The organism is Rahnella sp. NRRL B-41462 (assembly GCF_003263525.1).
Taxonomy (GTDB): Bacteria; Pseudomonadota; Gammaproteobacteria; order Enterobacterales; family Enterobacteriaceae; genus Rahnella; species Rahnella aceris.
Window position 1 is genome coordinate 1 of the sequence record NZ_JYDF01000024.1, and the last position, 25,986, is coordinate 25,986.

The window sequence follows — 25,986 nt, forward strand, 5'->3', positions numbered from 1 at the left end:
TCGCAGGGGAGGGAGCAGTCTTGTATTACATCAACCCCTCAAGCCTCACATATAACTCCCTGAACACTTCACGCCGCTCCGCATACGCAGTATGCCGTTCTGCGTCCGGCTGATGTACTTGCTCAAGTGGCAGTTCCGGCAGGAACCGCTCCAGCGGTTGCCCCGGATTCATGGCGATTTGTGCTAAACGTGCAGCACCGAGCGCCGGGCCGACATCGCCGCCGGTGCGGTATTCCAGCGTTTTACCGCTGATGTCGGCCAGCATTTGCCGCCAGTAAGGGCTGCGGGCGCCGCCGCCAATCAGCGTGATGCTATGCGGTTTCAGACCGGTTGCGTGCAGCACGTCCATTCCGTCTGCCAGAGCAAACCCCACACCTTCAAGTACGGCGCGGGCGATATCAGCCGGGCCATGCTGATGGGTCAGGCCGAACAACACACCTTTGGCATTCGGATTATTATGCGGGGTGCGTTCGCCGGAGAGATACGGCAGGAACCAGACCGGTGAATCTGCAGGCGGGGTCTTTTCTGCCAGACTGATCAGTTCGCCAACCGATGCGGTGCCGGTCAGTTTTGCAGCCCAGTCCAGACAAGAGGCGGCGCTGAGCATGACGGACATCAGATGCCAGGTGTCAGGCAGGGCATGGCAGAAGCTGTGTACCGCCTGTTGCGGATTACTCAGAAAACCGTCGCTTACCGCGAAATACACGCCGGACGTACCCAGAGATAGCATCGCTTGTCCGGTTTTATACAACCCGACACCGACGGCCCCGGCGGCATTATCACCGCCACCGGCAATCACCGGCACGGAATCCATGTTCCAGCGTGAGGCGAGTTCCGGCAACAGGTGTCCGGTAATCTGATTACCTTCGAAAAGCGCGGGCATCTGCTGGCGTGTCAGGCCGGTGGCATGCAGTAATTCGTCATTCCAGTCGCGCTTAGCGACATCCAGCCACAGGGTGCCAGCGGCATCAGACATATCGCTGGCGAACACGCCGGTCATCAGCCAGCGCAGATAATCTTTGGGCAGCAGAACCTTGTCTGTTTTGGCAAACACATCCGGTTCGTTTTCGCGTAGCCAGAGCAACTTCGGTGCAGTAAAACCAGGCATCATCAGGTTGCCGGTGATCTGCCGGGAATTCGGGACGTCCGTTTCCAGTTGCTGACACTGGCTGAAGCTCCGACCATCGTTCCACAAAATGGCCGGACGTAATACCTGCTGCTGTGCGTCCAGCACGGTGGCGCCATGCATCTGACCCGTCAGGCCAATCGCTTTTACGCCCTGCAGAGAGTGTTGTTGTGACAGTACGCAAACCGCACGGTCTGTTGCATCCCACCAGTCGGCAGGATTTTGCTCAGACCACAACGGATGCGGGCGGGAAAGGGTTAACGCCTCACTGTGGCTGGCGACCACCCGACCTTCTTCGCTGAGTAAAATGGCTTTCACGCCAGATGTGCCAAGATCTATTCCGAGATACATAGTTTTCCCTTATCTGTTAACCCGAATCTGTAACGATTAACGCCCTGCAATTCCGCGCGCAGCGGGCAGGGCGTCAACTTATTTTAGCCGGTTAACCAAACAGATAGCGGTTAACCAGATTCTCCAGACGCTCCTGCTGACCGCTCTGGTGCTGAGGGGACAGCGCGTTGTGTTGCGCATAGTTGCTCAGGGATTCCAGTGACATTTTGCCTTGCAGGATCTGCTGGCCCAATTCTGTGTTCCAGCCAGCGTAACGTTGGGCAACATGCTTATCCAGTTCACGGCTTTCAATCATACGGGCTGCCACTTTCAGCGCCAGCGCCATGGTGTCCATTCCACCGATATGGCCGTAGAACAGGTCATATTTATCGGTGCTCTGGCGACGAACTTTTGAGTCAAAGTTCAGGCCTCCGGTGGTGAAACCGCCCGCTTTGATGATTTCATACATCACCAACGCATTTTCTTCCACGCTGTTCGGGAACTGATCGGTGTCCCAGCCACACTGCGGGTCGCCACGGTTTGCATCGACGGAACCGAAGATACCCAGAGCAATTGCGTTAGCAATTTCATGGTGGAATGAGTGACCCGCCAGCGTGGCGTGGTTGGCCTCGATATTCACTTTGATCTCTTTTTCCAGGCCAAACTGTTTCAGGAAGCCATAGACGGAAGCAACATCATAATCATATTGATGCTTGGTCGGTTCCTGCGGTTTAGGTTCGATCAGCAGGGTGCCCTGGAAGCCAATTTTGTGTTTGTGCTCAACGACCATCTGCATGAAGCGACCCAGTTGTTCGCGTTCCTGACGAAGATCAGTATTGAGCAGGGTTTCGTAGCCTTCACGGCCGCCCCACAGCACGTAATTTTCGCCCCCCAGTTGTTTGGTGGCATTCATGGCGTGCACAACCTGCGTTGCGGCCCAGGTATAAATTTCTGGATTAGGATTGGTCGCCGCGCCTGCGCCGTAACGTGGATTGGTGAAGCAGTTAGCTGTACCCCACAACAATTTTACACCGCTGGCTTCCTGCTTTTGCGCCAGTACATCAGTCATGATGGCAAAATTATTGACGTATTCTTTAATTGATGCCCCTTCCGGCGATACGTCAACGTCATGGAAGCAATAGTAAGGCACGTTCAGCTTCTGGAAGAATTCGAAAGCGACATCCGCTTTACTTTTAGCCAGCTCCAGCGCGTCACCGGGATGTTGCCACGGGCGGTCAAAGGCGCCCACACCGAACATGTCATTACCATTCCAGCAGAAGGTGTGCCAGTAACAAGCCGCGAAACGCAGATGCTCAGCCATCGTTTTGCCGAGGATCACTTCTTCAGGGTTGTAATGACGGAATGCCAGCGGATTAGTGCTGTTAGCACCTTCGTAGCGAACTGCGTCGAGCTTGTCGAAATATGCGTGCATTGATAACTCCTTGAAAACGGGCCCAGCGGGACTGGGAGGCTGAGGCTCTATCTTCGGAGTTGACGTGACATCCCACAATTACGTTATTTCACACTCAATTTAATAGAATTATTAAGTGTGCGGCAGATCGCATAAATAACCTTTTTTCTTGTCGTTTTTATCCGTCTTCCACGATATCTCGATAATAAAAGTATCTGGCTTGTGCATATTACAATCAAACTATGATCCCCATCATAATTCCTAAAATAAACAAAAAATCGTAATGCAGTGATTAAAATCTGCAATTGCCGATTAATTACCCAGCGACAACAATCCTTGTGTCATTGCTGTACGCACTTCTCTGTATCTGCCTCTACTTATTCTTATAAAAGGTCTGACATGATGAAAATGAATAAAGTAATTCTTTCTGCCTGTGCCGCATTAGTGCTTTTTAGCCAGTCAGGGTTAGCGAAAGAAATTAAAATTGGTATGGCTATTGATGACTTACGTTTAGAGCGCTGGCAAAAAGACCGTGATATTTTTGTGGCTAAAGCCAAAACGCTCGGCGCGGATGTTTTTGTGCAATCCGCAAACGGCAATGAAGAAACACAAATGGCGCAGATTGAAAATATGATCAACCGTGGCGTCGATGTGCTGGTCATCATCCCGTATAACGGCGAAGTGCTCAGCAACGTGATCGCCGAAGCGAAGCAGGAAGGCATCAAGGTGCTGGCCTATGACCGCATGATTAACAACGCGGACATTGATTTTTATATCTCTTTCGACAATGAAAAGGTCGGGGAGCTGCAGGCACAAAGCCTGGTTGAGCGTGTGCCGCAGGGGAATTATTTCCTGATGGGCGGCTCGCCGGTGGATAACAACGCTAAGCTGTTCCGCGCAGGACAAATGAAAGTGCTGAACCCGCTGATCAAAGACGGGAAGATTAAAGTTGTGGGAGATCAGTGGGCCGATGGTTGGTTGCCGGAAAACGCCCTGAAAATTATGGAAAATGCCCTGACGGCCAACAACAACAAAATTGATGCCGTGGTGGCGTCTAACGATGCGACGGCCGGTGGTGCAGTACAGGCCCTGTCAGCGCAAGGACTGGCAGGGAAAGTGGCGATCTCGGGTCAGGATGCCGATCTCGCGGCGATCAAACGTATCGAAGCCGGTACTCAAACCATGACCGTTTATAAACCGATTACCAAACTGGCCAATGACGCTGCCGAAATCGCGGTGCAGTTAGGCAAAGGGGAAACCCCGAAATCCAATGCCACATTAAATAATGGCAAAAAAGACGTGCCGTCTTATTTATTAACACCGATCCCGGTGGATAAAAATAATATTGAAAGCACCGTGGTGGCCGACGGATTCCACAAAAAATCAGACCTTTAATTTTTCAATATTTTCTATAGAAACAACACTTCCCCCCGGAAGTGTTGTTTCTGCTGGAGGTGAAAGTGCCAGAACAATATGAAAAATTACCGTTGCTGGATATGCGCAATATCACCAAGCGGTTTGGTGCAGTAAAAGCCGTTGATAATATTAGTCTGACGTTATCTGCGGGTGAAGTGCTATCGCTGTGTGGCGAAAATGGATCGGGTAAATCCACGTTAATGAAAGTGTTGTGCGGTATTTATCCGCAAGGAACGTTTGAAGGTGAAATTTATTTTTCAGGAGAACGTCTTACTGCGAAAGGTATCCGGGATACCGAGCAAAAAGGGATCGCCATTATTCATCAGGAACTTGCGTTGGTTAAGCAACTGAGTGTGCTGGAAAACATGTTTCTGGGTAATGAATGGGGCAGTTATGGGCTGCTGGATACCGACAAAATGTATCTGCGTTGTCAGCGCATGCTGGCGCAGGTCAAACTCAATATTGATCCGCATACGCTGGTCGGGGAACTGGGGCTCGGGCAGCGGCAACTGGTTGAAATTGCCAAAGCGCTGAACAAGCAGGTCCGTTTGCTGGTGCTGGACGAACCGACGGCATCATTGACCGAAAGTGAAACCGCGATTTTGCTCGATATCATTCGTGACCTGCGCCATCACGACATCGCCTGTATTTATATTTCCCACAAACTCAATGAAGTCAAAGCCATATCGGACAAACTGTGCGTGATCCGCGATGGTCGTCATATCGCCACCTGCAATGCCGCCGGAACGTCGGAGAAAGAAATTATCGCCATGATGGTGGGGCGTGAACTGACGGAACTCTTTCCGCCGCGTGAACGCCAGATCGGTAAGGAAATATTAAGGGTGGAAAATCTTACTGCCTGGCATCCGGTTAACCGGCATATCAAACGGGTGGATAACGCCGGTTTTACGTTGCGTGAGGGCGAGGTGCTGGGTGTCGCCGGACTGGTGGGTGCCGGAAGAACCGAAATGATGGAGTGTTTATTTGGTGTTTATCCGGGACGATGGTCTGGCGATATCTGGCTGCAAGGCGAGAAAGTGCAGATCACCGATTGCCGCGATGCCATGCGGCGCGGGCTGGCGATGGTGCCTGAAGACCGTAAACGTGACGGCATCGTGCCGGTTATGGCCGTTGGCAGCAACATTACACTGGCGGCGTTAAGCCAGTTCAGCGCTGGCGGTGTTCTGCGCGAAGCCGAAGAACAGCACAGCATCAGTGAGTCAGTGAAACAACTCAAAATCAAAACCTCTTCTCCCGAACTGGCAATCGGGCGACTCAGCGGTGGCAATCAGCAAAAAGCCATTCTGGCACGGTGCCTGCTGCTAAAACCTAAAATCCTCATTCTTGATGAACCTACGCGCGGGATCGACGTCGGGGCAAAACATGAAATCTACAAACTGATCGGCCAGCTGGCGGCGCAGGGCATGGCAATTATCGTCATCTCATCAGAGTTACCCGAAGTGCTGGGACTCAGCGACCGCGTGGTAGTCATGCATCTCGGACAGGTCAAAGCCTGTCTGGATAACAATAATTTAAGTCAGGAACAGGTCATGGAAGCCGCATTGAGGAGTGAATCTTATGTCTAAATTTCCCCAACCAGGAACCCCGTCTGCGCCTGCAACTCAGGGTGGGGCCGACGCGTTATTTTCGATGCAGAAACTGAAGAGTATTAACCTGCAGGTGTTCGTCATGCTGGCGGCCATTGCGGTGATTATTGTCTTCTTTAGCGTCACCACTGACGGCGCGTATATCAGCGCACGTAACGTGTCCAACCTGCTGCGTCAGACCGCCATCACCGGCATTCTGGCTGTAGGCATGGTCTTTGTGATCATCTCAGCGGAGATCGACTTGTCCGTCGGTTCCATGATGGGGTTACTGGGTGGTGCGGCAGCGATTTTCGATGTCTGGCTCGGCTGGCCTTTGCCGCTCACCATTGTGGTGACCCTGGCATTAGGGCTGCTGTTGGGCGCATGGAATGGCTGGTGGGTAGCATATCGTAAAGTCCCGTCATTCATTGTCACACTGGCCGGAATGCTGGCGTTTCGCGGCATCCTGATTGGTATCACCAGCGGCACCACGGTATCACCGACGACACCTGCAATGTCGTTAATAGGTCAGAGTTATCTGCCGGATTCTTTCGGTTTTGGTATTGGTGCGATTGCGCTGGCCCTGTTTATTGGCTGGCAGTGGCGCAGGCGCAAACAGCGGGCGGTGCTGGGTTTGCCGCTGACCGCAGCAAAAAGTGATGTGACCCGCCAGGCACTCACTGCGGTTATCGCGCTGGGCGCTATTTACCTGCTCAATGATTATCGCGGTGTGCCAACGCCGGTGTTGATTCTGGTGGCGCTGATGTTGGGTGGCATGTTTATGGCCTCCCGCACCGCATTTGGCCGTCGTATTTACGCTATTGGCGGCAACATTGAAGCGGCGCGGTTATCCGGTGTTAATGTCGAGCGCAGCAAGCTGGCGGTGTTTGCGATAAACGGTCTGATGGTAGCGATTGCCGGTCTGATCCTCAGTTCGCGGTTGGGGGCAGGTTCGCCTTCGGCGGGGAATATCGCGGAACTGGATGCCATTGCAGCCTGCGTTATTGGCGGAACGAGCCTGGCGGGTGGCGTCGGCAGCGTGGCCGGTGCGGTTATGGGGGCTTTCATTATGGCTTCGCTGGATAACGGCATGAGCATGCTGGATGTACCAACGTTCTGGCAGTACATCGTTAAAGGCGGAATTTTACTGCTGGCGGTCTGGATGGATTCGGCGACCAAACGACGTGCATAAAGTCAGCAGAGATGGCAGTGATGACGGGCGGTCACTTAGGAAAGTCTGAGCAACCTCACAAATTCACTAAGCTAAATCTACGTAAGCCATGGTGTTGTGCTATTGACCAACCCAATCAGCCTCATTCATGAGTACAAATGAATGAGGCTTTAGTCTATGAGAAAACCGGTGAGAGACAGGCATGTTTGAAAAACGTTATCGGATCACGTTGTTATTTAACGCCAACAAAGTCTATGACCGTCAGGTCGTCGAAGGCGTGGGTGAATACCTTCAGGCCTCACAAAGCGACTGGGATATCTTCATTGAGGAGGATTTCCGCTGTCGCATAGACAACATTAAAGACTGGCTTGGTGATGGTGTGATCGCCGATTTTGATGACCGTGAAATTGAAACGTTGCTTGAAGGCCTCAATGTGCCGATTGTCGGGGTGGGCGGGTCTTATCATCAGGAAGAAGATTATCCGCCGGTGCATTATATCGCTACCGACAACTACGCACTGGTTGAAGCGGCCTTTATGCACCTGAAAGAGAAGGGGATTAACCGCTTCGCGTTTTACGGTTTGCCTGATGCCGGGGGAAAGCGCTGGGCGCAGGAACGCGAGCACGCGTTCAGAAAACTGGTGTCTGCTGAACAGTATCAGGGTGTGGTCTATCAGGGGATGGAGACAGCACCGGAAAACTGGCAACACGCTCAGAACCGGCTGGCGGACTGGATCCAGACACTGCCGCAGCAAACTGGCATTATTGCGGTTACCGACGCCCGCGCACGTCATCTGTTGCAGGTGTGCGAGCATCTGAATATTCCTGTACCAGAAAAGCTTAGCGTCATTGGTATCGATAATGAGGAACTGACGCGTTACCTGTCGCGTGTCGCCTTGTCATCCGTGGTACAGGGCACGCGCCAGATGGGCTATCGCGCCGCGAAACTTCTGCATCAGTTGCTGGATCAGCGTGATTTACCGTTACAGCGTATTCTGGTACCGCCGGTAAAAGTGGTAGAACGCCGCTCAACGGATTTCCGATCACTGCGTGATCCGGCCGTCATTCAGGCGATGCATTACATCCGTTACCATGCCTGCAAAGGGATTAAGGTTGAACAGGTTCTCGATGCCATCGGCATGTCGCGTTCTAATCTTGAGAAACGGTTTAAGGATGAAACCGGACAGACGATTCACGGCGTGATCCACGAAGAAAAACTCGACCGCGCCCGCAACCTGCTGGCTGCTACCTCGATTTCCATCAATGAGATCTCGCAGATGTGCGGATATCCGTCGCTGCAATATTTCTATTCGGTATTCAAAAAAGGCTATGAAATGACCCCTAAAGAGTACCGCAGCATTCATGGCGATAGCGTGTATCAGGATGTCTGAAAGCCGCATAAAAAAATGCCCCGTTCAGTGACGAACGGGGCATGAATACATTGATACCAGAGAATAAATTACAGTGTTATCACCACCGGACCTGCACCGGCAGCCGGGGTCAGCAATATCCCCAGCGCCTCTTCTTTCTGCGCAGCACCGCTCACTTCCCTGACCGATTTCTGATTGCGCAGGCACAGTGTCCAGCCTGATGCCTGGCCTTCCCGGATTACTGTAATTACGCCATCCCGCCGTTCGGCTTTCAGGGTGAAGACGGTTCTCCCGCTCAGATCGGTGATCACGCTTTCTGCCACCGCGCCGTCTTCCAGCTCGAACAGATGGAATTCAGGCTGCTGGCTGTAATCATAATCCGGCTTCTGATTATTACTGCCAAGCGCCAGCAAGGTATTCGGACGAACATATAACGGCAGGCTGTCGAAGCCATGCTGCTGACGATGCCAGCGCGAACCTTCGGCCACGTCGTTGCTCAGAAGGTGCGTCCAGCGGCCTTCTGGCAGATAGAAATTGACATCGCCTTCTTCGCTGAAAACGGGGGCGACCAGCAGATCATCACCAAGCATATATTGACGGTCAAGATAATCGCATGCCGGATCGTCAGGGAACTCCAGCATCATGGCGCGCATCACCGGTGTTCCGTGGCTGGCAGCCTGGGCTGAAGCGGGGTAGAGATACGGCATCAGGCGGCATTTTAGCTGCGTGAACTGGCGCACCACATCGCAGGCTTCATCGTCATACACCCAAGGCACCCGATAGGATTTGCTGCCATGCAGGCGGCTGTGGCTTGAGAGCAGGCCGAATGCGCACCAGCGTTTGTAGATGTGCGCCGGTGCAGTATTTTCGAAACCGCCAATGTCGTGGCTCCAGAAACCAAAGCCGGATAATCCGATGGATAACCCGCCACGCAGGCTTTCAGCCATCGACTCGTAAGTGGCGTAGCAGTCACCGCCCCAGTGAACCGGGAATTGCTGCGCCCCCACCGAGGCGGAACGGGCGAACAGCACGGCTTCGTCTGCGCCGAGTTTATCCTGCAACGTTTCGTATACCAGTTTGTTGTACATAAACGCGTAATGATTATGCATTTTTTGCGGGTCACTGCCGTCGTGCCAGACGACGTCGGTTGGGATACGTTCGCCGAAGTCGGTTTTGAAGCAATCGACACCCATATCCACCAGACGTTTCAGATGGCCCGCGTACCATTCAGCGGCCTGCGGATGAGTGAAATCCACGATGCCCATACCAGCCTGCCATTTATCCCACTGCCAGACACGGCCGTCAGGGCGTTTGAGCAGATAACCTTTTTCTTTACCTTCACGGAAAAGCGGTGATTTCTGGCCGATGTACGGGTTGATCCACACACAAATTTTCAGGCCGCGCGCTTTCAGGCGCTGCAACATACCCTGAGGATCAGGGAAAGTTTGCGGATCCCATTCAAAATCACACCACTGGAAAGCTTTCATCCAAAAGCAGTCGAAGTGGAAAACATGCAGTGGCAATTCACGTTCCGCCATGCCGTCAATAAAGCTGTTGACGGTCGCTTCATCATAGTTGGTGGTAAACGAGGTGGTCAGCCACAGGCCAAACGACCAGGCGGGTGGCAGTGCAGGGCGGCCGGTCAGACGGGTATAACGATCGAGCACTTTTTTCGGCGTCGGGCCATCGATAACGAAATACTCGAGATATTCGCCTTCCACGCTGAACTGCACTTTGGAGACTTTTTCTGAGCCGACTTCAAAAGACACACATTCAGGATGATTTACCAGCACGCCGTAGCCGCGGTTTGTCAGGTAGAACGGAATGTTTTTGTAAGACTGCTCAGTGCTGGTGCCGCCATCGCGGTTCCAGGTTTCGACAGTCTGGCCATTTTTGACCAGCGCGGTGAAACGTTCACCCAAGCCATAAACCGTTTCGCCAACGCCCAGATCCAGGCGTTCCATCATGTAGGTTTTATGCGAGTTTGTGTCCTGAACATAGCCGTTAGATTTCGCGACACTGCCGGTGATCCGGCGGCCATGGCGCAGGAAGTCCAGCGTCCAGTTATTACCTTTGGTGACGCGAACACTCAGATCACCGCTGTGCAGCGCGGCGAATTCATCGTTGTCTTCAAAGCGCAGTTCGGGGGTGTCGGTTTGCATTAACGGATAATGCGGGCCTTTATCCATTTCGCCATCAAAATGAGTAATACGTACACCCATCACGCCGGTCTGCGGCGAGAAGAAACGCAGCGTAAACAGTGGCGAGTCCAGTTGGCTGGCGCGTTCCGAGGCATCTTTCGGCGCAGCATAAATCACCATCTCATTACCGGAGCGTTGTACTTCAAACACCTGAAGCGGGTGCGTGAGTGACAATCCTTCCTGGATCAACCAGTTACCATCACTGATCTTCATAATGTCTCTTCCTTTTAAACTTCATCCAATTTATTTCATAAATTCTTGCTGATTGCGGCGGATGCCTTGTGCGACTTCATCAAGAATGCGGCGTAGCAGCGGGGTACGAAGAATGTAATAGCGTTTACAGATGATGGCGCTCAACAGGTAGCAAACTGCCGGAACCAGGGTGAACAGCGCGATAATGCTGGTCATGGTGGCTGCATTTTGGGTGGCGGCACCGGACTGATAACCAGCACCGGCCAGCATCCAGCCGATCATGGCGCCGGCCAGGGCCAGACCGAGTTTCAGAACAAACAGGGTACCGGCGAAGCTGATACCGGTCAGGCGTTTGCCATCGTTCCATTCACCGTAATCTACGGTGTCGGACATCATTACCCACTGAATTGGCGTGACCAACTGATGCAGAACGCCGATAACGAAGATGAAGATAAACATCAGCACGCTGCCGTTCACCGGCAGGAAGAACATGCCGAGGCTTAGAACCGCCAGAATGGCGTTGGTCCACCAGAAAACACTGACCTTACATTTCCAGTCGGTCAGCGGTTTTGCCAGCGCACTGCCTAACAGGTTACCGACGGAATAGACGCCAAGGAACCAGGCGAACAGCACCGGATTGCCGAGAATGTACGTCACGTAATACATCATGGCGCCGCCGCGAACCGCGACCGCAATGATGTTGAGGATGGTCAGCAGGCCGACAATACGCCACTGGTCGTTGTGCCAGATATCACGCAAATCTTCGCGCATGGTGCCGGTCGGTTTGCCCGGATCGATACGTTCTTTGGTGGTGGCAAAACAAATCGCCAGCATCACGGCCGCGACAATCGCCAGCACCGCAATCCCGCCCTGATAACCGAGCGCCTGATTTTCTCCGCCGATCAGTTTAACCAGTGGCATCATCAGCACGGTACTTAACATGCCGCCAGCAGTGGCCAGCACGAAGCGATAGGATTGCAGTGAAATACGTTGCGTCGGGTTAGAGGTAATCACACCGCCAAGGGCGCAGTAAGGAATGTTGACCACGGTATACATCAGCGTCAGCAGGGTATAAGTGATAGCGGCGTAAATCATTTTGCCGGTCATGCTCAGCTCTGGCGTGGTGTAAGTGAATACGCAGACGATGCCGAAAGGAATGGCGCCAAACAGCACATAAGGGCGGAATTTCCCCCAGCGCGTTCGGGTGCGGTCTGCCAGTAATCCCATGCAGGGGTCTGAGATCGCGTCCAGTGCGCGGGCCAGCAGGAACATCGTACCGACATAACCCGCAGGAATGCCGAAAATATCGGTATAGAAAAACATCATGTAGAGCATGACGTTATCGAAAATGATATGACTGGCGGCGTCGCCTAATCCGTATCCAATCTTTTCCTTGACCGAAAGGATTTCTGTACTCATTGCTTCAATGTCCATATGAAAAGGGTGAGTACGTTTTTAACGGTTGGCGGGGGCCTGAGGCTATTGAGATTTTTGTTTCTGAAATTATGTTTCTTTATTTCTGTGATCGCACAGCGCAAACGGAGGAAAGTTGAGCGGGAAAAGTGTGGAGGAAGAGCCTGATACGGGGCGGATACATGCGGAAAAAACCTCCCGTTTCCGGGAGGCTCCGATGTTTATTTTTTATATTTTGCTTCCAGCGTCGCAAACCACGGTGCGGTGAAATCTTCAGATTTACCCCAGCCAGGAATGATTTTGCTCAGACCGGTCACGTTGATGCCGTCCGGTTGGCTGAGAAGCAGAGATTGCGGAATGGTCTGTGCCGGGAATTCATAGGTTGCAGGGGTTTTCTCACCGGCAATTTTAAGCGCCACAATTCGCAGGTTAACCGCGCCAATCAGCTGTGTATCCACTGCAGCGGTCATCTGCCACGGGCTGCCTTTTTCGCGCATCAGTTGTAAATCCTGATTCGATACATCAATGCTGTAGAGTTTGATCTCGGTACGGCCATTTTCTTTCAGTGCTTTATACGCGCCCTGACTGAAGGCGTCCCATGCGCCCCAGATGGCATCAATCTGACCTTTCGGGTATTTCGCGAGAATTGCACCGACTTTGTTAGCTGTGTCGCCCTGCACGTCAGAAGACACTGCGCCGATCGATTCCAGCTGATGAATGCCCGGATTCTCTTTCAAAATAGCTTCGTAGGTTTTCTGGCGTCGTTCCATTGGCGGGAAACCGGCTACCCACAGTTTGACGATATTAGCCTTACCGTTAAAGTCTTTCACCAACTGACCGACAGACGCTTTCGCCAGTGAGGCATCGTCCTGACGGGTGACGGCCACGCCTGGAATGTTTTCCGGCACCTCGGTATCAAATGCGGAAACCGCAATACCCGCTGCCGCAATGCGTTTTGCCAGCGCTTCGGAATACGGGCCGCGTCCCTGGGACAGGATAATGCCGTCGTATTTCTGGCTGATGGCCTGATTCACGAAATCCTGAAATTTGGCGTCATCGCCATTACTCAGAAAGGTATCCACTTTAAAGCCAAGTGCGCGGCCTTGTTTAATGGCACCGGCCAGGAACTGCGTGGTGTTATCGTCGGAGCCAAGATTACGGATAACTGCGATGCGCACGGGACCGTTGTGCTGGGCGATAGCCGCCGGAACGGGCGCAGGTGTTTCACCGGCAGCGAAGGCCGGTACAGTGGAAAACAGGCTTAATGCCAGCAGGGATGCGGATATTTTTTTCATTATTGAACAGCTCCGTCGGACACGATGTTTTTTCTGGTGTTTTTTTTGGTAAATCCGGGAAGGCAATGCGGCTTTCCAGATTGAGGATGTACAGAAGTCTGTCTGTCTGGACGTCTATTCTGTCTGAGCAGTTTACCGGTATGTTACGAAAGAAGGAATGCTTTGTTGTTATTATATTTAACAGTGTTGTTATTCCTGTGGGTTATAGCGGATGCGCAGCCTCTGAGCAAAATCAGGCACATGGCCTAAACTGAATTTTTGTCTGCGATTTTTACATTGATTGTTCATTCCTCTAATACAGCCTCCGGGAGAAGCCTTATGCCATTTTCTTTCCGCGACACCTTATTGCCTGCTTTTGCGCTGGTGATGTTAACCACCAACGTCTCTGCTGCGCCGAAATCCCCCGTCCCGCTGCCACTTGTCAGTGCGCAGGTCACTGAACTGGCAAAAGGGCTGGATCACCCGTGGTCACTGGCTTTTTTGCCTGATAATCAAGGGGCGCTGATTACCGAACGCAGCGGGCAACTGCGACTTTGGAAGCAGGACGTTGGATTATCCGCACCGCTGAAAGGTGTACCGGCCGTGTGGGTCGCCGGGCAGGCCGGTTTGTGGGATGTCCGTTTGTCGCCAGATTTTGCCAGTAACCGCCGGGTGTATCTCACCTTTGCGCAGCCGGGTGAAAAAGGTGAACCGCATGCTGCGCTGGGCTATGGCACGTTGACGGCGGACAATAAAACCCTGACGAATTTTAAGGTCATTTTCGTACAGCAACCGGCGTTGCAAAGCGGTATTAATCTCGGCGGGCGCATCGCCTTCGATCAGAAGGGAAATATTTTCCTGACGACCGGTGACAATAATCAGCGCATCAACGCCCAGCATCTGAATCAGTTGCAGGGCAAGATTTTGCGTCTGACACCGGAAGGCGGCGTGCCGCAGGATAATCCGTTTGTTCAGGACAAAAGTGCGAAGCCGGAAATCTGGACTTTCGGCAACCGTAATCCGCAGGGACTGGCAGTTAATCCGTGGAGCGGGGTGTTGTGGGAAACCGAACACGGCCCGCGTGGCGGCGATGAAGTGAATCTGCTGAAAGCGGGTAAAAACTACGGCTGGCCGCTGGCAACCTTCGGGATTAACTATTCCGGGCAGCCGATCCCCGAAGCCAAAGGCACCACATTAGCGGGGGCGGAAGATCCGATTTATTACTGGGAAGTTTCACCGGCATTAAGCGGCATGGCGTTCTATAACGTGCAAAAATTCCCGCAATGGAAAAACTCGCTGTTTATCGGTGCACTGGCAGGAGAATCGCTGATCCGCCTGACGCTCGACGGCGAAAAAGTCACGCATGAAGAGCGTTTACTCAGTGACCGTAAGGAACGGATCCGCGAAGTGCAGGTGGGTGCAGACGGATTTGTGTATGTGCTGACCGACGATCGCGATGGCAAGTTGCTGAAGGTGGCACCGCAGGGTTAAGTCCTGAAGGGTTAACTCAATAAAAAGGCGGGCTATTTCAGCCCGCCTCAGTTTCAGTCAGCGCAATCAGCGTTGCGTTCTTTGCGCCTTGAACAGGGCCCAGACGCTGAGCAACCCGACCATCATCAGGTAGTAGCCCGGTGCCAGACTGCTGCCGGTGGCGGAAATCAGCAATGTACAGATGAATGGCGCGAAGCCACCAAACACGGTTACGGCGACGTTGTAGCTGATCGCCATCCCGCTGGCGCGGGTGGTGATCGGGAACAGGTCAGCCATCATCGACGGCACGGTGGAGAAATACACCGATTTCAGCAGTGCCAGCCAGCTTATCAGCAACAACAAGGACATCGCCGAAGTGTGTTGCAGCATCAGCCAGAATGCCGGATACACGGTCAGCAACAGCAGAATAAGCGATCCCCACATCAGCGGCAGACGGCCAATTTTCTCCGCCCACAGGCCCATAACGGGCGTTACTACCGTCAGGATAATCCCGGCTGCCAGTGTGGCGCTGAACCCCGCCGAAGCAGGCAGATGCAGTGTTTTGGTGGCATATGTCGGTACGTAGTTCAGCATATAGTTGATGGCAGTAGACACCACCATCAGGCCAATCGCGGTAAAGAACAGGCCTTTTTGCGCACGCACGATTTCTTTCAGTGGAGACGCGGTTTTCTCGGCCTTGCTGAAACTTTCCGATTCCCGGATATGACGGCGGATGTATAAACCGACCGGCCCGATCAGCAGCCCGAAGATAAACGGAATACGCCATCCCCAGTCCTGCAGTTGTGTTTCACTCAGCACTGCCGATAAGCCCAGCCCGAATGCCGATGCCAGCAGCGTACTCGCGCCCTGTGTCGCGAACTGCCAGCTGGCGATAAACGCTTTGCGTTCCGGGAAGTGTTCGACCAGAAAGGCCGTCGAACTGCCGAATTCACCGCCTGCCGAGAAGCCCTGAATCAGACGAGCTGCCAGGATTAACAACGGAGCCGCCATGCCGATGGTTCCGTAAGACGGCGTGATAACGATAATCAGGCCGCCGATCATCATCAGGCTGATGGACAGCAACAGTGAGGCTTTGCGTCCGTGTTTGTCTGCATACGCACCCAGCACAACCGCGCCGAGCGGGCGGATCAGGAATGACACGCCGAAACTGCCAAACGTCAGTAACAGGGAAACGGTCGGATCGGATGTCGGAAAATAGGCGTGAGCAATGTAGCTGGCGAAAAAACCGTAAATCGCGATATCAAACCATTCCAGCGCGTTACCGATACAGGTCGCAAAGAGGGTTTTCATCAGGTTTGGCTTTTCTGTCGCGTTGCCGGTTGTATGGGATGACGCCGTTAACTGGCTCATTTGGCACCTCCGGCGTGATCAATATGCTGAGCGAGCAGGGCGGTACCATGCTCGCCGAAATCCCATAACAGACGGGTCATGATCGCCAGCCCCTCGCGGGCGACGGAAATCAACATGTGCTCGTTGACGCCATGCTGACCGCAGGCCGGATACGAATGCGGAACCCACAACGTCGGCAGGCCGAGAATATCGGCAAAAACGTCATTGGGCAGTGAACCGCCGAGGTTCGGTAGCAGCGCCGGTTTTTTGCCGGTAGTTTGCTGCATGATGTTCAGCGCCCAGCCGACCAGCGGGTCGGTCGGGTCGAAACGGGTGGCCGGTGAACCGCGCATAAATTCCACTTCAACCTGCGGGAAACCCTGTGTATCAAGATGGTCACGCACGTGTTTCGCCAGGTTTTGCCAGTCAGTGCCGACCACAAACCGTAGCTGACACACTGCCGTGGCGTTGCCGGGAATCGCGTTCATCGGGCGCTGCGGATTACCGGTCAGGAATGACAGCACTTCCAGCGTATTCCAGGCATACAAACGCTCGGCTGGCGTCAGACCGGCTTCTCCCCAGTCCGGGTCGATCTGCGGATCACTTTCGCCGCCACCGACGTCAACATCACGGAGAATGTCTCGCACTGCCTCACTGACTGCAGGCGGTTTAAGCGCTTCCACCTGCAACTGACCCTGCTGACTGACCAGCGAGGCCAGCGCATTCGCAAGCTGAATGCCGGGATTGGTCAGCAGACCGCCCCAGTTGCCGGAGTGATAGGCGTTGTCGCGGGCATTGATGGTCAGACGGAAATTGACCGCACCCCGCGAGCCGAGGAACAGCGTCGGGCGCACAGCACTCAGGCGCGGGCCGTCGGAGGCCAGGAAAATGTCGGCGCTGAGTTGGTCGTGATAATCGCGGCACAGTTCGGCCAGCCCCGGCGAGCTGATTTCTTCACCCATTTCGAACAACAGTTTGCAGTTAAAGCCGAGACGGCCACCACGTGCTTTGAAGATTTGTTCCAGTGCCGCGATATTAACGCTGTGCTGGCCTTTGTTGTCGGCGCTGCCGCGTCCGTACCAGCGGTCACCTTCTTCTTTCAGCGCCCATGGCGACAAATCACTGCGCCAGTTTTCATCGTCGCCGAACACCACGTCGCCGTGGCCATAGCTCAGTATGGTGGGCAATTCGCTGTCTTCAATGCGTGTAGCAATCAGGAAAGGACGGTTGGCGGCATGAGGATTTTCCACGCTGAGCAGGCTGAAACCCATCGCTGAAAGTGCCGGTTTAATCTCTTCATCGAGATAACGTGCCAGTTCAGCGTCTCGCTGATTGCTCTGGCTTTCGGTGGCAATAGCCACCCTGCGTGCCAGTGTTCTTTTGTATTCACCCTGATCGAACCAGGCTAATGCCTGTTCAACGATATTTTCCGCTGTCATGAATAACCTGCTTTTTAATGTTTTGAGGATTTATTGTTGGTTTTTTTAGCGGTTTCACTCTACGCGCGGCGCAAGCGTTGCCACAATAATAATAATTGCAACTTAGCGTTGCTTTTATTGTAATGCTTGTCTGCACAGTTATGAGGCAATACGGCCATGCAAAGTACGGAAATTCGCTATTTCCTGGTAGTGGCAAACACCGGTTCGCTGAGTGCGGCGAGTAAGCAATTATTTGTCGCAGTGTCTGCCATCAGTCGCCAGATCCAGCGCCTCGAAGAACGTATCGGTGCGCCGCTTTTTGAGCGTCATGCCCGCGGCATGGTGCTGAATGATGCCGGACAAATTCTGGAAAACCATGTGCGCAAAAGCATGATGGACATGGAACACGCCATGGCAGAAATCCAGGGTTTGAACGCGGTACGCCGCACGGTGATCCGCATGGCCTGCACCGACGGGCTGGCGTTTGATTTGCTGCCGCAGCTGTTTTCACAGTTCCGGCTGAACAATCCGGGTGTGATGTTTTATCTCAACGTCGGCACGGCGGTGGAAGTGTCGGAGATGATCCACAACGGCGAAGTGGAACTGGCGTTGCAGTTCAGTCTGGTGGCGGAGCGCGGTGTGGATATTCTGGCGTCTTTTCCCGCGCCGGTGCGCATGGTGATGCGTCCGGATCATCCGCTGGCGGAATCTGAGGTGCTGCTGACGGATTTGCACCCGTACCCGCTGGCGATGAACGAGCAGGGCAGCACCATCCGCCAGTTGTTTGATTTGTCCTGCCGGATGAGCGGCATTTTTCTTGAGCCTGCGGTGAGTTGTAACCGTTTCTCGACGTTGTACGATTTTATGGTGCAGACACCGGGCGCGATTGCGGCATGCAGCCATTTTTCCATTATGTACAAAGCGCGCCGCGACAATTTGCGGGTGAAACCGGTGAATATTGAACAACTGAGTCAGCGTACGTTGCAGTTGCAGTCACCGGCAGGCAAGCGGCGTCCGGCGGCACTGAGTCAGTTCATCGATTTTATTCGTGATGAACTGACGCGTGAAAACGAGAATTTTATTCGTGATTTCCGGCTGTAGCCGTCAGCATGCGTCTTGTTGCCGATGCGCGTAGCGTGACCAGTGCAGGTTGTGCCAGCCTTTTGCAGCAGCGAGCTTTTGCAGGGGCTCGCTGGCATTAATGACCGTAGCGACATCGGCAAACTCCAGCAAAGGCTGATCATAAAGCGTATGGCTGTAGGCGAAAATTTGCTGATAGAACGTCGGCTCGCGATTCTCCAGCCACAGTTTTAAGCGCTCAAGACGCCCCTCATGAAAGGTCAGTTTACCTTCGACCCTGCCGCTGAAACGCTGGTTAACGATACCGGCTTGCAGCCCGAGTCCGGCATTCGCACCCAGACGTCGGGCGACCGGCATGACCAGATGGTCGCCCGATGCGGAGATAATCAGGATTTCATCCCCGCGCATACGGTGCCAGTCGAGCCGTTCACGCGCCTGCGGATAAACCCGTGGCATGATATCCCGATGGATAAACCGCTGAACCCAGTTCGCCACGGTGGCACAGTTCAGGCCGCTCATGGGCTGTAACGTCTGAGAAAGATAGCGGCGGTAACGCTCGGTGGTTTGCGGGCAAATAACACCGCTGGCCGGAGTATTGTGCTGATGAACGGCATTCAGCCGGTAATGACTGAGTTCATCGCGGGGGGTGTAGCCCTGCGAAACCAGCCAGTGCAACCACAGATTGTGGCTGTCATCGCAAATCAGCGTGTGGTCGAGTTCAAATATTGCGAGATCCATGGGGCGGATTCCCTCATCTGAAAGCCTTCATTCAGCGTAGCGCAATTTCAAATATTGAGTGTTTTGTGAACAACATTGTCACGCGATCTTCATCAGGCGTGAAAGCGAGTCCACAGGCTTATCAGCAACCATGCTGCCAGTGACCAGCAGACCACGGCGCCAAACAGGGCGTAGGGGAGTTTCATCGAGCCGATGAAGAAATACAGAGAAATCAGATACACCATGTAAGGGATAACGGCCCACAGTCCGAAAATAATGGTGGTGCGCAGGGCTTCAATGCTGCGTTCGGTGCCGACGATATAATGGGCAATCAGCGCAAAAGTGGGGAACAGCGGAACCAGTCCGGCAATGTAATAATTGCGGGTTTTAGACAACACGCCGATCAGAATCACAACCAGTGCGCCAATCAGCGCTTTTACCACCAGACCTGTCATTGATGCCCCTGCGCCTGTTCACTCGCATTGATTTCTGTGGTGAATAAGCCCTTTATTGTTATAGGTATTTTGTATGTGATTTACAGACAAACTGCCCCAGCCGGATGGAATGGTCAAGTGCTTACTGCTGTTTTTATCATCAGTTGAATCTGCGCAAGCAGCGGAAAACTCTACTATTCTTAAGATCTTTACACTATTTAGGTTTATTCCCGACCCGGAAAGCAGTAGGTTTTACCTCTGACAGAGTTGCACAATCTGATTGAAAGATAAGATAAATTTCAGTTACCCGGACAAAAGCGCTGATACCTATGACAATTTCTTCCCAATTCAAACGGACTTTCATTTACGCGCTGGGCGGTGGAGTATTGCTGCTGGCGCTGCCTGCCGCTCAGGCGGATAACGCCCCGGTCGCGCCGCAGATTAACGCGAAATCCTGGGTACTTATGGATTACAACAGCGGGAAGATCCTGACGGAATCTAATCCCGATGCGCGTCTTGACCCTGCCAGCCTGAGTAAAATCATGGTCAGCTATGTGGTCGGGCAGGCGATCAAATCCGGCAAAATCAAATCAGATGATCTGGTTTCCGTCGGTAATGACGCCTGGGCAACCGGCAATCCGGTGCTGCGCGGCTCCTCGCTGATGTTCCTCAAGCCGGGTGACCGCGTGCCAGTTTCTGAGCTTAACAAAGGTATTGTGATCCAGTCAGGTAACGACGCCAGTATTGCGCTGGCGGATTTTGTGGCGGGCAGCCAGGATTCATTCGTCAACCTGATGAATCGCTATGCCGAACAACTGAAACTGCAAAACACCCATTTCAAAACCGTTCACGGGCTGGATGCGGACGGGCAATATACCTCCGCTACTGACATGGCCCTGTTGTCGCAGGCGCTGATCCGCGATACGCCGGATGAATATGCGCTGCACAAAGAAAAAGAATTCACCTTCAATCACATCAAGCAGATTAACCGCAACCGCCTGTTGTGGAGCTCTAACCTGAACGTTGACGGCATCAAAACCGGTTACACGTCGGGCGCGGGCTACAATCTGGTTTCTTCCGCCAGCGATTCCACCGGCATGCGTTTAATCGCTGTGGTGATGGGGGCGCCAAGCGACAGGATCCGTTTTAATGAAAGCGAAAGCCTGTTGACCTGGGGTTTCCGTTTCTATGAAACGCTCACGCCAATCAAGGCGGGTGATGCCTTTACCAGCCAGCGTGTCTGGTTTGGTGAGGAGAAAATGGTGCCACTCGGCGTGGCTGAAAATGCCTCGCTGACCATGCCTAAAGGCCAGCTGAAGAATCTCAAGGCCAGTTTCAATCTGACCAGTCCGCAGCTTGAAGCACCGCTGGCGAAAAATCAGGTAGTGGGTACAGTAGATTTCAGTCTGGACGGCAAGGTCATCGAACAGCGTCCTCTGGTGGCGTTGCAGGAAGTGAAAGAAACCGGTTTTATTGGCCGTATCTGGGACTTCGTGATGATGAAGATCAGTGGATTGTGGGGCAGTATTTTCGGCAAATGATAATCTGCTGACATAAAAAACGAGGCTCAGGTAGCCTCGTTTTTTTATGCTTTGAATAACGGAGCAGGGGATCAGTGCTGAACCCAACCTTTCTTGATCGGGAAAGCAAAACCGAAACGGTAAACCTTGCACATCAGGGCATTAATCGGTTCGCCGAACAAGTTCCACACCAGTTGCGCGAACAGGCACCCCAGCATACCTACCAGGAAGCCGCCCAGCATATCCAGCGGCCAGTGCACGCCAAGGTAAACGCGTGACCAGGCGATCGACAAGGCGGTTACCATCAGTAAAGCGCCTGACCAGATACGGTGCCAGAACAGGAAGGCCAGCGCGAAGGTGAAACTGACTGTACCGTGATCACTCGGGAAGGAATCATCCGGTGAATGATGCAGGAAGTTATAACCAAAACCTTCCACAAAAGGACGGGCATGAGGGAACAACATGGAAAACGTTTTAGCCGTTGTCATCGCAAAAAGAAGCGCAATGGCTGTCTTACTGATCATTTCGCGTTGCTTATCGATACGCTCCTGATGGCCCCATAGCCACAGGCCGATAATCAGCAGCGGGACAATCATAATCAGGTCATTAGCCAGAAAAGTGGCCAGCTGAATCAGCGCTTTCGGCGAATCCGGTGTGGCGTTAATCCATAGAAAAATCAAATGATTTAGTTGCTCCATAATACTACCCTCATTTATACAGGCCAAAATAGCCATCAAAAGAATCCGGTAACTTGCTGACAGGACGAAAAAATTTCAGATACGTTAATTTGTGCTGCCCTGCAGGTAAAGGGGTCTCGTCTGAATATCCGCATTCATTGAATAACGGTATAGTTTCACGATGAAATAGAGTGTAAAGAGAAGAACTTAAGGAAGCCTTAAGCGGGTGGTCATACCGCCTGAGCGGGGGACAGACAAAGTCTGAATACGGTAACGAGGAGAGTGTCAGAATGGAGATTCGTGAGGCTGACATCGGCGATTTAAGCCTGTTGCAGCGCCTGGGGCGGGAGACCTATCGCCATTATTTTGGTAGTTTATGGCAAAGCGGGGACGAACTGAATGCTTTCCTGGAGGAGGATTTTGGTGATGAGGCGCTAGCCCTGAGCCTGGAAAGTCCGGATTGCTGCTGGCTGGTTGCGCAGGATAACGGTGAGGCGGTCGGTTTCGCCAGACTGAATTTTAATACGCCGCTGGACGTTGCAGAAGGTCAGGGGGCGAAGTTATGCAAACTGTACTTCACCCCGCTGAACCGTTCGCGAGGTCTGGGATCTGAAGTTTTTGCCTTCGCCGAACGTGTGGCAAGAGCGCGTAACCAGCCCGTTCTCTGGCTTGATGTGTTGCAAAGTAATTTGCCCGCCATCGGATTTTATCAGCGTCAGGGGATGCATCTGGCGGCTGAGACGACATATGTCACCGCCACCCAAACCACCCGGTTGTGGATCATGAAAAAGGATATCAATGATTAAATTACGCCTCGGCGGTCTGTTTATCACACTGGAAGCAGGGGAGGATATTCCTTATGCGCCGGAATTTTGTGAACATTATACCTACCTTCTCCACCCGGTTGACGGTGGCTATGAGATTTTGCGCTACGATGCTTATTCCGGCTGGCATAGACGTCCTGACCAGCTATTTGAAGATGGTCATCAGGCATTTGTATTTGCCTATCAGGCGTACGAAAAGGAATGGAATCAGACCGACGGGCGTTTAGGCGGTAAAGGCCAGCGCCTCGAACGGATTATGTAATAACCTGTTCTTGCGAATAGTCATCTACAGCCCCTATTTCAGGGGCTTTTTGTTGTCCTTAATGCAACCTTATTTTTAGAAAAATACAAAACATGACAGAGAACAGGCTGAATTCTGTGAATTATGTTTTCATGCCATAGTATCGCGGTGAAATTATTATAGGATTTAAATATCACTGTGAGAATGATATGAAATCACTCCAGGTCAAACAATGCCGTAACTGTATGTTTTTAATTGTCTTATTATTGTGTTGTGGGCAGTTTTAAACTTAAACAAACACCAAACGAAAGGTATTTCAAAATTTTTCTGGTTGCAACGAAACTTACCCTCGTTTATTTTTACGCCCATCTGTCCGGCCCGAAGGAGAAATATAACTTCATGGTGGCGGATAATAAAATTGCCGGACGGAAATTTAAACAGTTTATAAATAATCAAGGATATTGATGATGAAATTACGCGCGCTTTCTCTGGTAATTCCCGCACTGATGATGGCCGGCACTGCTGGCGCTGCCGAAATTTATAATAAAGACGGTAATAAACTCGATCTGTTCGGTAAAGTCGACGGCCTGCATTATTTCTCCAGCGATGACAGCGCTGACGGTGACCAGTCATATATGCGTTTAGGTTTCCGTGGTGAGACTCAAATCAATAATGAACTGACCGGTTACGGTGAGTGGGAATATCAGGCTTCCCTGAATACTGCAGAAAGTGAAGATGCAAACAATTTCACCCGCGTAGGTTTTGCCGGTCTGAAATTCGGTCAGTGGGGCTCACTGGATTACGGTCGTAACTACGGCGTGATGTATGACGTGGCAGCATGGACGGATGTTTTGCCTGAGTTCGGTGGCGATACCTACGGCGCGGACAACTTCATGTTCCAGCGTGCGAACGGTGTACTGACATACCGCAACAAAGATTTCTTCGGCGTGGTCGATGGACTGGATGTGGCGGTGCAGTATCAGGGCAAAAATGGCAGTGCGACTGAATCTAACAATGGCCGCGATGTCCTGGCGCAGAATGGTGACGGCTACGGCATGTCCCTGACATATGATCTGGGCGAAGGTTTCAGCGCAGCAGCAGCGATGATGGCGTCTGACCGTACCAGCGAACAAAATGGCCGTAACAATCCGGCAATCATTGGTAACGGTGATAAGGCAACGGCTTACAGCGGCGGCCTGAAATACGACGCAAACAATATCTATCTGGCAGCGATGTACACCCAGAGCTACAACGCCAACCGTTTCGGTAAAGCGGGCAGCACGGCTTACGGTTACGCGGATAAAGCACAAAACTTTGAAGCCGTTGCACAGTACCAGTTCGATTTTGGTCTGCGTCCTTCGATTGCGTATGTACAATCACATGCCCGAAATGTTCCGGGTTACAGCAACCAGAACCTGACTAAATATGTTGATGTAGGCGCGTCATACTTCTTCAACAAAAACATGCTCACCTACGTTGATTATAAAATCAATCTGATGGATGACACCCGCCTGACCCGCGACGCCGGCATCAATACCGATGACATTGTAGCCGTCGGTCTGGTTTATCAGTTCTGATAAGCCGGCGCGCCCCTGTTAGTTTCAGGAACCGCGTCCCATGTGTCTGATTCCCCTGCCAGTTGGCAGGGGATGACTCACTGATTTTTCCTTCTTTCCTCATCCTTCCCACTCAGGCATCATGGCGCAACATTCAATGCATTACTGCTGATGAGGCCAGGATGACCGACTACGCCACCCCTAATCTTCCTTCCCGTAATTTCGAAGAAACCCAGTGCTTTTATGGCAGCTTTGGATTCATCACTACTTACGTTGATGACGGCTGGCTGATCATGACCCGCGGAACCCTTACGCTGGAATTCTTCCTGCACACGGATCTCGACCCGCTCACCAGCTGGTTCAGCTGCTGCCTGCGCGTCGATGACGCCGATGCACTTTTTGATGCGTTTATGGCGGCAGGAATCGGGCAGGATAAAAAATCCCATCCGTGCATTCATCTGCCAAAAATGCAGCCATTCGGGCTGAGAATGGGCGCAATGATCGATATCGACGGCACGCTGGTGCGGGTGATTGAGAATGAGAAATAAGCGCTGAAACACGTTCTGATGCTCTTCAACTCACGTTAAATTTTCGCTATGTTATTGAAGTGAATATGATTGAGGAGATGAAAACGTGATAGTTAGAACATGGCACGGATGCGTACCCGTAAAACATGCAGCCGGATTTGCTGAACATCTGCAACTGACGGGCGTCCAGCATTCTCAGGGTATCGAAGGCAATTTAGGCGTTTTGGTCAAAAGCGTTTCGCAAGGGGATTGGGAGCATTTTTTCCTGGCAACCTACTGGCGGGATATCGAAGCGGTAAAAGCCTTTGCCGGTGATGACTATCATGTTGCCGTGACCTATCAGGACGATGAACAGTTTGAACTACTGTCTGATCCTTATGTATTTCAGCATGAGGTTGAGGGTGTGGTGGGGTTGTAGGGAAAAATGTTATCTGACTGCCCGTTTCTGAGGCAGTCAGAGGATATTAAGCCGGTGTGGTTAAAACCCGCGTTCTACCGTGATATAACCGCCAAAGCCTACAGAGCATTCATCATCATTTCTGAATGCCGATCCTATGAAGATATTTTCCTTTCCAGCGTTATCTTACAAAAGTTGAATTTCACTATCAGGTTGTAGACATTCGCTTCAGTATACGTTGAATAATAATCCTTCCACGTCATTCCCGTTTGATCTTTCCCTGACT

At 52.4% G+C, this 25,986-nt stretch carries 22 protein-coding genes; 12 read left to right on the plus strand and 10 right to left on the minus strand.

Annotated features, from left to right (window positions below; genetic code table 11):
- Window positions 1-25: 25 nt before the first annotated feature.
- The gene (gene xylB, locus UC14_RS07630; protein ID WP_112197500.1) at window positions 26-1,477 is read right to left on the minus strand and encodes a xylulokinase; all 1,452 of its coding nucleotides are present in this window, start codon (window positions 1,475-1,477) and stop codon (window positions 26-28) included.
- A 91-nt stretch (window positions 1,478-1,568) separates the two neighbouring features.
- On the minus strand, window positions 1,569-2,888 hold the full coding sequence (xylA, locus tag UC14_RS07635; protein ID WP_112197501.1) for a xylose isomerase: 1,320 nt from the start codon (window positions 2,886-2,888) through the stop codon (window positions 1,569-1,571).
- Window positions 2,889-3,269: 381 nt separating this feature from the next.
- On the opposite strand from xylA, the gene xylF reads away from it, so the two are divergent.
- The 4 genes from xylF to xylR all read left to right on the plus strand — a co-directional run bounded on the left by xylF (window position 3,270) and on the right by xylR (window position 8,430).
- Entirely contained in the window at window positions 3,270-4,262 is a 993-nt protein-coding gene (xylF, locus tag UC14_RS07640) for a D-xylose ABC transporter substrate-binding protein (RefSeq protein WP_015690054.1), read from the plus strand.
- 101 nt (window positions 4,263-4,363) lie between these two features.
- Window positions 4,364-5,869 (plus strand): xylose ABC transporter ATP-binding protein, encoded by a 1,506-nt coding sequence (locus tag UC14_RS07645; RefSeq protein ID WP_112197508.1) that lies wholly within the window; start codon window positions 4,364-4,366, stop codon window positions 5,867-5,869.
- The gene (gene xylH / locus UC14_RS07650; RefSeq protein WP_013575883.1) at window positions 5,862-7,061 is read left to right on the plus strand and encodes a xylose ABC transporter permease XylH; all 1,200 of its coding nucleotides are present in this window, start codon (window positions 5,862-5,864) and stop codon (window positions 7,059-7,061) included. The genes UC14_RS07645 and xylH overlap by 8 nt, the downstream gene beginning before the upstream one ends.
- A gap of 181 nt (window positions 7,062-7,242) precedes the next feature.
- Window positions 7,243-8,430 carry a D-xylose utilization transcriptional activator XylR gene (gene xylR, locus UC14_RS07655; RefSeq protein WP_013575882.1) on the plus strand — a complete coding sequence of 396 codons (1,188 nt, stop codon included), beginning with the start codon at window positions 7,243-7,245 and terminating at the stop codon, window positions 8,428-8,430.
- Window positions 8,431-8,498: 68 nt separating this feature from the next.
- On the opposite strand, the gene yicI is transcribed toward xylR, so the two are convergent.
- From yicI to UC14_RS07670, 3 genes are all read right to left on the minus strand, one after another.
- Complete coding sequence (yicI, locus tag UC14_RS07660) at window positions 8,499-10,823, minus strand: alpha-xylosidase (RefSeq protein WP_112197502.1); 2,325 nt, start codon at window positions 10,821-10,823, stop codon at window positions 8,499-8,501.
- 30 nt (window positions 10,824-10,853) lie between these two features.
- Window positions 10,854-12,221, minus strand: a complete 1,368-nt coding sequence (locus UC14_RS07665; protein ID WP_013575880.1) for a glycoside-pentoside-hexuronide family transporter — start codon at window positions 12,219-12,221, stop codon at window positions 10,854-10,856.
- Window positions 12,222-12,436: 215 nt separating this feature from the next.
- Complete coding sequence (locus UC14_RS07670; protein WP_112197503.1) at window positions 12,437-13,510, minus strand: sugar ABC transporter substrate-binding protein; 1,074 nt, start codon at window positions 13,508-13,510, stop codon at window positions 12,437-12,439.
- 318 nt (window positions 13,511-13,828) lie between these two features.
- Here UC14_RS07670 and UC14_RS07675 point away from each other — a divergent pair, with 318 nt between their 5' ends.
- Window positions 13,829-14,980, plus strand: a complete 1,152-nt coding sequence (locus UC14_RS07675) for a PQQ-dependent sugar dehydrogenase (protein ID WP_112197504.1) — start codon at window positions 13,829-13,831, stop codon at window positions 14,978-14,980.
- Between the two features lie 66 nt (window positions 14,981-15,046).
- Here the strand turns inward: UC14_RS07675 and UC14_RS07680 are convergent, their stop codons facing one another.
- Window positions 15,047-16,330 carry an MFS transporter gene (locus tag UC14_RS07680; protein WP_013575877.1) on the minus strand — a complete coding sequence of 428 codons (1,284 nt, stop codon included), beginning with the start codon at window positions 16,328-16,330 and terminating at the stop codon, window positions 15,047-15,049.
- Complete coding sequence (locus tag UC14_RS07685) at window positions 16,327-17,748, minus strand: M20 family metallopeptidase (RefSeq protein WP_112197505.1); 1,422 nt, start codon at window positions 17,746-17,748, stop codon at window positions 16,327-16,329. Before UC14_RS07685 ends, UC14_RS07680 begins: the two co-directional genes overlap by 4 nt.
- Before the next feature lie 156 nt (window positions 17,749-17,904).
- On the opposite strand from UC14_RS07685, the gene UC14_RS07690 reads away from it, so the two are divergent.
- A complete protein-coding gene (locus UC14_RS07690; RefSeq protein ID WP_112197506.1) occupies window positions 17,905-18,828 on the plus strand; it encodes a LysR family transcriptional regulator in 924 nt (307 codons plus the stop codon).
- A gap of 3 nt (window positions 18,829-18,831) precedes the next feature.
- Here the strand turns inward: UC14_RS07690 and UC14_RS07695 are convergent, their stop codons facing one another.
- A complete protein-coding gene (locus UC14_RS07695; RefSeq protein WP_013575874.1) occupies window positions 18,832-19,545 on the minus strand; it encodes an HAD family phosphatase in 714 nt (237 codons plus the stop codon).
- A 92-nt stretch (window positions 19,546-19,637) separates the two neighbouring features.
- Window positions 19,638-19,979 carry a GlpM family protein gene (locus UC14_RS07700; protein ID WP_013575873.1) on the minus strand — a complete coding sequence of 114 codons (342 nt, stop codon included), beginning with the start codon at window positions 19,977-19,979 and terminating at the stop codon, window positions 19,638-19,640.
- 308 nt (window positions 19,980-20,287) lie between these two features.
- Here UC14_RS07700 and UC14_RS07705 point away from each other — a divergent pair, with 308 nt between their 5' ends.
- Complete coding sequence (locus tag UC14_RS07705; protein WP_013575872.1) at window positions 20,288-21,499, plus strand: serine hydrolase; 1,212 nt, start codon at window positions 20,288-20,290, stop codon at window positions 21,497-21,499.
- 71 nt (window positions 21,500-21,570) lie between these two features.
- Here the strand turns inward: UC14_RS07705 and ybjG are convergent, their stop codons facing one another.
- Window positions 21,571-22,176 (minus strand): undecaprenyl-diphosphate phosphatase, encoded by a 606-nt coding sequence (ybjG, locus tag UC14_RS07710; RefSeq protein ID WP_013575871.1) that lies wholly within the window; start codon window positions 22,174-22,176, stop codon window positions 21,571-21,573.
- A gap of 269 nt (window positions 22,177-22,445) precedes the next feature.
- Here ybjG and UC14_RS07715 point away from each other — a divergent pair, with 269 nt between their 5' ends.
- From UC14_RS07715 to UC14_RS07740, 5 genes are all read left to right on the plus strand, one after another.
- Window positions 22,446-22,961 (plus strand): GNAT family N-acetyltransferase, encoded by a 516-nt coding sequence (locus UC14_RS07715; RefSeq protein ID WP_013575870.1) that lies wholly within the window; start codon window positions 22,446-22,448, stop codon window positions 22,959-22,961.
- Complete coding sequence (locus UC14_RS07720; protein ID WP_013575869.1) at window positions 22,954-23,241, plus strand: hypothetical protein; 288 nt, start codon at window positions 22,954-22,956, stop codon at window positions 23,239-23,241. The genes UC14_RS07715 and UC14_RS07720 overlap by 8 nt, the downstream gene beginning before the upstream one ends.
- 446 nt (window positions 23,242-23,687) lie before the next feature.
- Window positions 23,688-24,797 (plus strand): porin OmpC, encoded by a 1,110-nt coding sequence (ompC, locus tag UC14_RS07730; RefSeq protein WP_037034613.1) that lies wholly within the window; start codon window positions 23,688-23,690, stop codon window positions 24,795-24,797.
- Window positions 24,798-24,958: 161 nt separating this feature from the next.
- Window positions 24,959-25,324: a bleomycin resistance protein gene (locus tag UC14_RS07735; RefSeq protein ID WP_013575867.1), complete on the plus strand. Its 366-nt coding sequence runs from the start codon at window positions 24,959-24,961 to the stop codon at window positions 25,322-25,324.
- An 85-nt stretch (window positions 25,325-25,409) separates the two neighbouring features.
- Window positions 25,410-25,721 carry a hypothetical protein gene (locus UC14_RS07740; RefSeq protein ID WP_013575866.1) on the plus strand — a complete coding sequence of 104 codons (312 nt, stop codon included), beginning with the start codon at window positions 25,410-25,412 and terminating at the stop codon, window positions 25,719-25,721.
- The last annotated feature ends 265 nt before the right edge of the window (window positions 25,722-25,986 follow it).

What these genes read in the sequence shown, in the direction of transcription:
- xylB (WP_112197500.1), bottom strand. Translation starts at nt 1,477, where the DNA reads ATGTATCTCGGAATAGATCTTGGCACATCTGGCGTGAAAGCCATTTTA.
- xylA (WP_112197501.1), bottom strand. Translation starts at nt 2,888, where the DNA reads ATGCACGCATATTTCGACAAGCTCGACGCAGTTCGCTACGAAGGTGCT.
- xylF (WP_015690054.1), top strand. Translation starts at nt 3,270, where the DNA reads ATGAAAATGAATAAAGTAATTCTTTCTGCCTGTGCCGCATTAGTGCTT.
- UC14_RS07645 (WP_112197508.1), top strand. Translation starts at nt 4,364, where the DNA reads ATGCGCAATATCACCAAGCGGTTTGGTGCAGTAAAAGCCGTTGATAAT.
- xylH (WP_013575883.1), top strand. Translation starts at nt 5,862, where the DNA reads ATGTCTAAATTTCCCCAACCAGGAACCCCGTCTGCGCCTGCAACTCAG.
- xylR (WP_013575882.1), top strand. Translation starts at nt 7,243, where the DNA reads ATGTTTGAAAAACGTTATCGGATCACGTTGTTATTTAACGCCAACAAA.
- yicI (WP_112197502.1), bottom strand. Translation starts at nt 10,823, where the DNA reads ATGAAGATCAGTGATGGTAACTGGTTGATCCAGGAAGGATTGTCACTC.
- UC14_RS07665 (WP_013575880.1), bottom strand. Translation starts at nt 12,221, where the DNA reads ATGAGTACAGAAATCCTTTCGGTCAAGGAAAAGATTGGATACGGATTA.
- UC14_RS07670 (WP_112197503.1), bottom strand. Translation starts at nt 13,510, where the DNA reads ATGAAAAAAATATCCGCATCCCTGCTGGCATTAAGCCTGTTTTCCACT.
- UC14_RS07675 (WP_112197504.1), top strand. Translation starts at nt 13,829, where the DNA reads ATGCCATTTTCTTTCCGCGACACCTTATTGCCTGCTTTTGCGCTGGTG.
- UC14_RS07680 (WP_013575877.1), bottom strand. Translation starts at nt 16,330, where the DNA reads ATGAGCCAGTTAACGGCGTCATCCCATACAACCGGCAACGCGACAGAA.
- UC14_RS07685 (WP_112197505.1), bottom strand. Translation starts at nt 17,748, where the DNA reads ATGACAGCGGAAAATATCGTTGAACAGGCATTAGCCTGGTTCGATCAG.
- UC14_RS07690 (WP_112197506.1), top strand. Translation starts at nt 17,905, where the DNA reads ATGCAAAGTACGGAAATTCGCTATTTCCTGGTAGTGGCAAACACCGGT.
- UC14_RS07695 (WP_013575874.1), bottom strand. Translation starts at nt 19,545, where the DNA reads ATGGATCTCGCAATATTTGAACTCGACCACACGCTGATTTGCGATGAC.
- UC14_RS07700 (WP_013575873.1), bottom strand. Translation starts at nt 19,979, where the DNA reads ATGACAGGTCTGGTGGTAAAAGCGCTGATTGGCGCACTGGTTGTGATT.
- UC14_RS07705 (WP_013575872.1), top strand. Translation starts at nt 20,288, where the DNA reads ATGACAATTTCTTCCCAATTCAAACGGACTTTCATTTACGCGCTGGGC.
- ybjG (WP_013575871.1), bottom strand. Translation starts at nt 22,176, where the DNA reads ATGGAGCAACTAAATCATTTGATTTTTCTATGGATTAACGCCACACCG.
- UC14_RS07715 (WP_013575870.1), top strand. Translation starts at nt 22,446, where the DNA reads ATGGAGATTCGTGAGGCTGACATCGGCGATTTAAGCCTGTTGCAGCGC.
- UC14_RS07720 (WP_013575869.1), top strand. Translation starts at nt 22,954, where the DNA reads ATGATTAAATTACGCCTCGGCGGTCTGTTTATCACACTGGAAGCAGGG.
- ompC (WP_037034613.1), top strand. Translation starts at nt 23,688, where the DNA reads ATGAAATTACGCGCGCTTTCTCTGGTAATTCCCGCACTGATGATGGCC.
- UC14_RS07735 (WP_013575867.1), top strand. Translation starts at nt 24,959, where the DNA reads ATGACCGACTACGCCACCCCTAATCTTCCTTCCCGTAATTTCGAAGAA.